Consider the following 6,545-nt stretch of genomic DNA (forward strand, 5'->3'; position numbering starts at 1 on the left):
TCTCCGGCGGCGAAAACGTCTACCCCGCCGAAGTCGAAGACGTGCTCTACCGGCATCCCGCCATCGCCGACGTCGCCGTGCTCGGCACCCCGCACGAGCGGTGGGGCGAGGCGGTCACCGCGGTGGTGGTGCTGCGGCCCGACGCGACGCTGACGTTGGAGGAGTTGCGCAGCTTCGCGCGCGACAAGCTGGCCGGCTACAAGATTCCGCTGCGCCTGGAGTTCGTCGACGCACTGCCCCGCACCCAATCGGGCAAGGTGGTGAAGTACCAGCTGCGAGAAGACCTGGTCTCAGAACGGAAGGCTTAACGATGACGATCGAGACGTTCTTTTCGGCGACATGACCAAACTCGCACTTGTCACCGGCGCCGGTTCGGGCATCGGCAGGGCGATCGCGCTGGGCTTCGCCGCCCGCGGCGACCGGGTGGTCGCCGCCGACCTCGACGAGGCAGCCGCACAGGCCACCGCCGCCGCGGCGCCCGATCTGATCACCGCGCTGCCGGTCGACGTCGCCGACCGCGCTCAGGTGGACGCGCTGCGGGACCGGACCCACGCCGAGGTGGGGGTACCCACCGTGCTGGTGAATGCCGCGGGGTGGGACCGCACCGACCAGTTCCTCAACGCCACGACCGAGTTCGCCGAAAAGGTGGTAGCCATCAACTATCTCGGCCCGGTGCACATGTGCAGCGCTTTCCTGCCTGCCATGATCGACGCGGGCAGCGCTGGACACGGTGGCCGCGTCGTCAACGTGGCCAGTGACGCCGGCCGGGTCGGCAGCGCCGGCGAGACGATCTACGCCGGCGCCAAGGGCGGCGTCATCGCGCTCAGCAAGTCGCTGGCCCGGGAGATGGCCCGGCACCAGATCACCGTCAACTGCGTGTGTCCCGGCCCAACCGACACCCCGCTGTTCGCCGCGCAGCCTGCCAAGCTGAAAGAGGCACTGGTCAAAGCGATCCCGTTTCGGCGGTTGGCCCGGCCCGAAGAGGTGGCCGCACCGGTGCTGTTCTTCGCCTCGGAGGCCGCCTCGTTCATCACCGGGCAGGTGATCAGCGTCAGCGGCGGCTTGACGATGGCAGGATGAACTCATGAGCAGCCAAACACCAGCGTTCGACCCGCTTGATCCGCTCGCGCTGGACGCGATGCTCTCCGACGACGAGATCGCGGTGCGCGACACGGTCGCCAAGTTCTGCGCCGAACACGTCACTCCGTACGTCACCGAGTGGTTCGAGGCAGGCGACCTGCCGGTGGCGCGGGAACTCGCCAAGCAGTTCGGCCAGCTGGGCCTGCTCGGGATGCACCTGAGCGGCTACGGCTGCGGCGGCGCCTCCGCGGTGCACTACGGGCTGGCCTGCACCGAACTGGAGGCCGCCGACTCCGGAATCCGATCGCTGGTGAGCGTGCAGGGTTCGCTCGCGATGTTCACGATCTACCACAACGGTTCCGAGGAGCAGAAGCGGCAGTGGCTGCCGGGCATGGCGGCCGGCGAACTGCTGGGCTGCTTCGGGCTGACCGAACCCGACGTCGGATCCGATCCGGCGGCGATGACAACTCGGGCGCGACGCGACGGCTCAGGAAAGAACGCAGACTGGATTCTCAACGGGCGCAAGATGTGGATCACCAACGGCTCCATCGCCGACGTCGCGATCGTGTGGGCGGCCACCGACGACGGGATTCGCGGCTTCATCGTTCCCGCCGACACTCCCGGATTCTCCGCCAACATCGTTCACCACAAACTGTCGCTGCGAGCATCGATCACCAGCGAGCTGGTACTCGACGACGTGCGGCTGCCCGCCGATGCGATGCTGCCCAACGCGCGCGGCGTCAAAGGCGCGCTGACCAGCCTGTCGGAGGCCCGCTACGGCATCATCTGGGGGGCGATGGGTGCGGCGCGGTCGGCGTGGCGCAGCGCACGCGACTACGCGAGCCAGCGCAGCCAATTCGGTCGGCCTATCGCCGGATTCCAGTTGACCCAAGCCAAACTCGTCGACATGGCCGTCGAGTTGCACAAGGGTCAACTGCTGTCGCTGCACCTGGGTCGGCTCAAAGACCGCACCGGCCTGCGCCCGGAGCAGGTCAGCTTCGGCAAGCTCAACAACACGCGTACGGCACTGGACATCTGCCGAACCGCGCGAACCATTCTGGGCGGCAACGGAATATCACTGGAGTATCCGGTCATCCGGCACATGGTGAACCTGGAGTCGGTGCTGACCTACGAGGGCACCCCGGAGATGCACCAGCTGATCCTCGGCCAGGCATTCACCGGCCTGGGCGCCTTCCGCTGACAGGAGCTACCACCGATGAGCTTGACCTACACCCCCGAGCACCATCAATTCCGGGAATTAGTCCGCGATTTCGTGCAACACACCGTCGTCCCCGCCCACGAAAAGTGGGAACACGCCAGCTGTTGGGACCGTTCGCTGTTCACCGAAGCCGGAAAACTGGGCCTGCTGGGCTTTCCGGTGCCGACGGAGTTCGGCGGCCCGGGTGTGAAGGACTACCGCTACCACGCGATCGTCATCGACGAACTTCAGCGCGCCGGTGCGGCCGCCGAGGCCATCGCGTTTTCGCTGCAGAATGATGTCGTGCTGCCGTATCTGACTGATCTGACCACCGCTGAGCAGAAGCGGCGCTGGCTACCCGGCGTGGTGACCGGCGAAACGGTGCTGGGCATCACGATGACCGAACCCGGCGCCGGCAGCGACCTGGCAGGCATGCGCACCACCGCGCATCGGGACGGCGACCACTACGTGGTCAACGGCGCGAAAACCTTTATCTCCAACGGACAGACCGGCGATCTGTTCGTCGTCGCCGTGCGCACCGGGCCAGACCGGCACAAGGGCTTGTCACTTCTCGTGGTCGACGCCGACACCCCGGGCCTCACCCGCGGCCGCAACCTGGAGAAGATCGGACTGCACGCCCAAGACACCAGCGAGCTGACCTTCACCGACATGCGGGTGCCCGTCGACAACCTGCTCGGAGAAGAGGGTCAGGGGTTTTACCAGCTGGTCGGAAACCTGCCGCAGGAACGACTCTCGCTGGGGGTGGGTGCGGTGGCTGCCGCCGAGGGGGTATTGGCCGAAACCCTCGAGTACGTGCAGCAGCGACAGGCGTTCGGTTCGCCGATAGCCGGCTTCCAGAACACCCAGTTCGTGCTCGCCGAGGTGGCCACCGAGCTGGACGTCGCCCGCAGTTTCCTCGACGACTGCATCGCCGAACACCTGGACGGAAAACTGACCGCGGCCCGCGCAGCGAAGTTGAAATGGTGGACCACCGATCTGCAGTTCCGCACGGCGGACCGCTGTCTGCAGTTGTTCGGCGGCTACGGCTATATGCGCGAGTACCCGGTTTCTCGGGCATTCGTCGACGCCCGCATCCAGACCATCTACGGCGGCACCAACGAGATCATGAAGACGATCATCGCCAAAGACTTGGGGATCTGAGGCTCGTCCGCGCCGCAGCGCCGGTAACGTCGGTCGGCATGGACAACATCCGCGGCAAGACGATCGCCGTCACCGGCGCCGCCCGGGGCATCGGCCTGGCCATCGCCACCGCGCTGCTGGCCCGGGGCGCGCGGGTGGTCATCGGCGATCGCGACAACGACGCACTGAAGAAAACGACAGCCGACCTGAGTGCACACGGCCCGGTCTTCGGCCACCCGCTCGACGTCACCGACCGGGAGTCGTTCTCGGCCTTTTTGGACAAGGCCCGCGCCGACGGTGCCGGTCACATCGACGTGCTGGTCAACAACGCCGGGGTGATGCCGATCGGTCCGTTTCTCGACCAAACACCACAGGCCATCCGCTCGGCGATCGAGGTGAATTTCTTGGGTGTGCTCAACGGCTGCCAGCTGGCGCTTCCCGAGATGGTCGAGCAGCGGAGCGGCCACATCGTCAATATCGCGTCGATCGCCGGAATGGTGGCCGTGCCGGGTCAGTCGGTCTACGCCGGAACCAAATTCGCCGTCGTGGGTCTGTCCACCGCGCTAGCCGATGAGTTCGCGCCGCAGGGCGTCATCGTCACCGCGGTGCTGCCCACCTTCACCTACACCGAGTTGATCTCCGGCACAACACCTACCGCCGCCCAGCAGCCGCTGCAGCCCGAGCAGGTCGCGGCCGCGGTGGTCAAAGTGCTCCAGAAGCCGAAGACGCAGATATCGGTGCCGGGGTCGCTGCGGTTCGTCGCGGTCGCCGCGATGATGCTGCCACCGCGCGCGCGTCGCTTCATCAACAGGAAGATGGGCAACGACCGGGTGTTCCTGCAGTTCGATACGGCCGCCCGCCAGCGCTACACGGATCGAGCAGAGTCCAGCACCGGGCTGACCGAGCCGCACGGGTGACCGGAAAAAGCCTGAAGCGGCTATCGCTACGACACCGGGGGCGCGCTGGCCGTACACCCACGGCGATCCGTCCGTTAATACCAATCACATGGTAGTGTCATGCCATGTACGTCACGATGGACCGGGTGGGGCGCATTTTGTGATTCCGAAACCGCTCCGCGTCGCACTGGGAATGACACCGGATACGCAGCTGGAGCTGATTCCAGACGGCTCCGGTCTCCGGATCGAGCCGGTCCACCGCCGCCAACGTTCGATCGGCACCAGCGATGGGCTGCCAATACTCTCCGACGTCGAGGGCGCTGCGCTGACGGACGACGACGTGCGCCGACTCCGCGATGACGTCCAACGGTGACCTTTGGGCGTGTGACACCAGCGTTGCCGTCGCAGCCCTCGATTCGACCCACGAAGCGCACCCAGTCTGCCGCCAAGCTCTGGTCGAACTTCGCCCCGCACTTGCCGGGCACGCCGCGTTCGAGACGTATTCGGTACTGACCCGGCTACCACTTCCCCTGCGCCTCAGTGCAGGCCAAGCCGCCGTCATCAATCACCGCACTCTGCTCACTCGCGACCGCCGAGCTGAACGCACGTACCGCTCACTGAACGTCGAGTACCGGTTCGTGAGCTGACGGACCGTCCAGCACGTCCCGCTGTGGGCGTCACTGCCAGAGTGTGCCCAGCGCCGTCGACACCTGCTCGGCACGGTCGCGGGCGGTCGCCACGTCGGATGCGGTGGCCACCGCCATGCCCAGCCTGCGTCGCGGGTAGCCCTCGTGGTGACCGAAGACCACCACGTCGCTCTCGGCGACGCCGAGGGCTTCGGAAAGCGCACCGCCTAGTGCAACGACGGCGTCCGTTTGGGTCTCGGCGGCCGCGGCGTCGCCCGTCTGCCGGACGGAGTAAATCAGCCGCGCAGCGCCCGGTGAGATCATGATGGGGTCGACCGCCAGCCCGAGGATGGCCCGAGCCTGCAACTCGAACCCGGACAGCCGCTGGGTGCGCAACGTGAGTAGGGCGGCGTCATAAGGTCGCACGCTGACACCGGCGAAGGACACCTCATCGCCGCGGGTCAGCAACTCGACGCCGAACAGGCCCCGCCCGTCGAGCGCGCGCACGGCACGAGCGGCGATCGACTTGGCAGCATCCAGGGCGGCGGTGCTCATCGCGTGGGGCTGCCAGGACTCCAACACCGATTGCCCGCTTCCTCCGTCGATGGTGCGATGCCCGATCGGCGCGCAGAATGTCAGCACCGGCCCGGCCGAACCGGCGCTGCTCACGGTGAGCAGGGTGACCTCGTGGTCGACTTCCATCGCCATCTCTGCCAGCACCCGGGCGGGTGGGTTCTGCACGTCGGCCGCGCGCTGCCAGGCCGCTTCGACGTCATTGGCCCGCACCATCACCGACTGTCCCTCCCCGGGCGGTGCCGCGACCGGTTTGACCACCATCGGAAACCCGGCGTGCTCGGCCACCGAGCGCAGTTCGTCAGCCGACCCGGCGAACCAGAATGGTGCCGTGGGCAGCCCGAGCTCGTCGGCGGCCAACCGTCGCATTCCCTCGACGTCCGCGGCCAACCGTGCGCCGTGGACACTGGGCACCACCTCGGTGAACCCGGTTTCGGTGGCGGCGGTCAACACGTCGATGGCAACGCTGCCGGTCACGGCCACCAGGAATTTCGGCTGCCACCATCTGATCGTCGCGAGCAGCTCGTCGGTGTCGGCCATGTCGACGGCCACCGACTGGTCGGCGGCCCGGTGCAGCAACGCATCGGCATAGCGGTCGACGGCGATCACCTCGGCGCCCAGCCGTTGCAGCGCGGTCACCAGTTCACGACCCAGCTCCCCCGAGCCGAGCAGCATCACCCTGGTCCGGCTTGGGCTCCCCGGGTGCGACCGCCGAGCTTGCGAGGTGTTCTGCCCCGGTGGCACCATACGATTCTCGACCACTGGCCCTCCCTCCCTCCGCAGCCTATTACCCAACCGGGGGTCCTTGGCCCAGCGGCCGGCACACGTTCGTCGTCGGATCCCACCACTGCCCTGGATCGCAGCCCAGCGGCTGCGGTCCGACGCCTAGCGGCCGGCAAATGTTGCCGCTCGGATCCCACCACTGCCCGGGCTCGCAGGCCAGCGGTTGGGGTCCGACGCCCAGTGGGTAGCAGGCCTTGCTGAACGGCTCCCACCACTGCCCGGGCTCACAGTGCGCCGAGCTCACCGCCT

The 6,545-nt window shown here is 67.3% G+C and carries 8 protein-coding genes; 6 read left to right on the forward strand and 2 right to left on the reverse strand.

Features of this window, described 5'->3' with window-relative positions; translation table 11 throughout:
• The 6 genes from AC2VOP_RS19165 to AC2VOP_RS19190 form a co-directional block, all read left to right on the forward strand.
• Positions 1-308 (forward strand): AMP-binding enzyme (locus AC2VOP_RS19165; protein WP_486962437.1); only part of this gene is annotated, 308 nt, incomplete at its 5' end.
• A 31-nt stretch (positions 309-339) separates the two neighbouring features.
• The gene (locus AC2VOP_RS19170; RefSeq protein WP_486962438.1) at positions 340-1,080 is read left to right on the forward strand and encodes an SDR family NAD(P)-dependent oxidoreductase; all 741 of its coding nucleotides are present in this window, start codon (positions 340-342) and stop codon (positions 1,078-1,080) included.
• A gap of 4 nt (positions 1,081-1,084) precedes the next feature.
• Positions 1,085-2,281, forward strand: a complete 1,197-nt coding sequence (locus AC2VOP_RS19175) for an acyl-CoA dehydrogenase family protein (protein ID WP_486962439.1) — start codon at positions 1,085-1,087, stop codon at positions 2,279-2,281.
• 15 nt (positions 2,282-2,296) lie between these two features.
• Complete coding sequence (locus AC2VOP_RS19180) at positions 2,297-3,439, forward strand: acyl-CoA dehydrogenase family protein (protein WP_486962440.1); 1,143 nt, start codon at positions 2,297-2,299, stop codon at positions 3,437-3,439.
• Positions 3,440-3,477: 38 nt separating this feature from the next.
• Positions 3,478-4,335, forward strand: a complete 858-nt coding sequence (locus tag AC2VOP_RS19185) for an SDR family oxidoreductase (protein WP_486962441.1) — start codon at positions 3,478-3,480, stop codon at positions 4,333-4,335.
• 139 nt (positions 4,336-4,474) lie between these two features.
• Positions 4,475-4,687, forward strand: coding sequence for an AbrB/MazE/SpoVT family DNA-binding domain-containing protein (locus AC2VOP_RS19190; protein WP_486962442.1), 213 nt, complete (start codon positions 4,475-4,477; stop codon positions 4,685-4,687).
• Positions 4,688-4,991: 304 nt separating this feature from the next.
• Here AC2VOP_RS19190 and purT read toward each other — a convergent pair whose 3' ends face one another.
• Both purT and AC2VOP_RS19200 read right to left on the reverse strand, forming a co-directional pair.
• Positions 4,992-6,260 carry a formate-dependent phosphoribosylglycinamide formyltransferase gene (gene purT, locus AC2VOP_RS19195; RefSeq protein WP_486962444.1) on the reverse strand — a complete coding sequence of 423 codons (1,269 nt, stop codon included), beginning with the start codon at positions 6,258-6,260 and terminating at the stop codon, positions 4,992-4,994.
• Positions 6,261-6,300: 40 nt separating this feature from the next.
• On the reverse strand, positions 6,301-6,545 hold a 245-nt coding region (locus tag AC2VOP_RS19200), incomplete at its 5' end, for a hypothetical protein (protein ID WP_486962443.1).

Source organism: Mycobacterium sp. TH-M106 (genome assembly GCF_057473765.1).

Excerpts from the sequence above, each read along its gene's own strand:
- AC2VOP_RS19170 (WP_486962438.1), top strand. The coding sequence starts at position 340 with ATGACCAAACTCGCACTTGTCACCGGCGCCGGTTCGGGCATCGGCAGG.
- AC2VOP_RS19175 (WP_486962439.1), top strand. The coding sequence starts at position 1,085 with ATGAGCAGCCAAACACCAGCGTTCGACCCGCTTGATCCGCTCGCGCTG.
- AC2VOP_RS19180 (WP_486962440.1), top strand. The coding sequence starts at position 2,297 with ATGAGCTTGACCTACACCCCCGAGCACCATCAATTCCGGGAATTAGTC.
- AC2VOP_RS19185 (WP_486962441.1), top strand. The coding sequence starts at position 3,478 with ATGGACAACATCCGCGGCAAGACGATCGCCGTCACCGGCGCCGCCCGG.
- purT (WP_486962444.1), bottom strand. The coding sequence starts at position 6,260 with ATGGTGCCACCGGGGCAGAACACCTCGCAAGCTCGGCGGTCGCACCCG.